This is a genomic window from Roseibium sp. RKSG952 (assembly GCF_009711355.1).
Map to the genome: position 1 here is coordinate 1 of NZ_SMMF01000349.1, position 677 is coordinate 677.

2 protein-coding genes are annotated in these 677 nt (G+C 62.3%); both read right to left on the bottom strand.

Going from position 1 to position 677, the window contains the following annotated elements; translation table 11 throughout:
- Window positions 1-66: 66 nt before the first annotated feature.
- On the bottom strand, window positions 67-417 hold the full coding sequence (locus tag E1297_RS00995; RefSeq protein ID WP_155132775.1) for a hypothetical protein: 351 nt from the start codon (window positions 415-417) through the stop codon (window positions 67-69).
- Window positions 417-677, bottom strand: a 261-nt coding sequence (locus E1297_RS48885; protein ID WP_209015556.1) for a hypothetical protein, incomplete at its 5' end; no start/stop codon positions are given. The genes E1297_RS48885 and E1297_RS00995, both read right to left, overlap by 1 nt.

A 677-nucleotide genomic window follows, 5' to 3' on the forward strand; every position in this document is an offset into this window, starting at 1 on the left:
TCGTTTTCTCCATGAAAAAAGCCCGCCAAAAGCGAGCCGTAGTGATTTCGGTCTGGTTTGAGGCCGCTAACCGGCGTCGAAATCGACCACTGCAAGACCCTGTGCCTCCAGCACGCGTGCGAAATGCTCCGCATTGCGCTCGCCGGTCGCAGGATCTGCGGACACGATACACTGACTGATCGCGTCGGCGATCTCTGCAGCCGTGTGCCCCGGCAGATCGACGGGCGCGACGGTGCCGGTCATCAGCGCAACCCGGCTGGACGATGCCGCGTCATGCAACCCGCGATGGGTTTCCGGCGATATGCCGTTTGCCGACAACGGGACGCCTGCCCCCGGTTCGTAGCCCATGGCCTGCGCCATAGCGCGGTATGTGTCCCATTGGTCTGCCGGGACGATAACAACCAGTGAATGCCGCATCAGTAGCCTCCTGTAACCGTGATTTGCCAGCCCCGTGACCGCAGCGCATCAATCGCCGCCTTGCCTACCCCGCCCGGAGCAGACCCGCCCGACTGGTCGAAACTGCCGCCGCTGGTCCCTGCGGATGCAATCGCAATCAGGATCGCGTCGATGCTGTCTGTGCTCAGATTTGTGCCGGTGAACGCATGGGTGTAGTCTGTGCATGCGCTATCTGCGAACGGAGACCTCGCGCCGCCGACATCCAGCGCTGTCAAATTGGT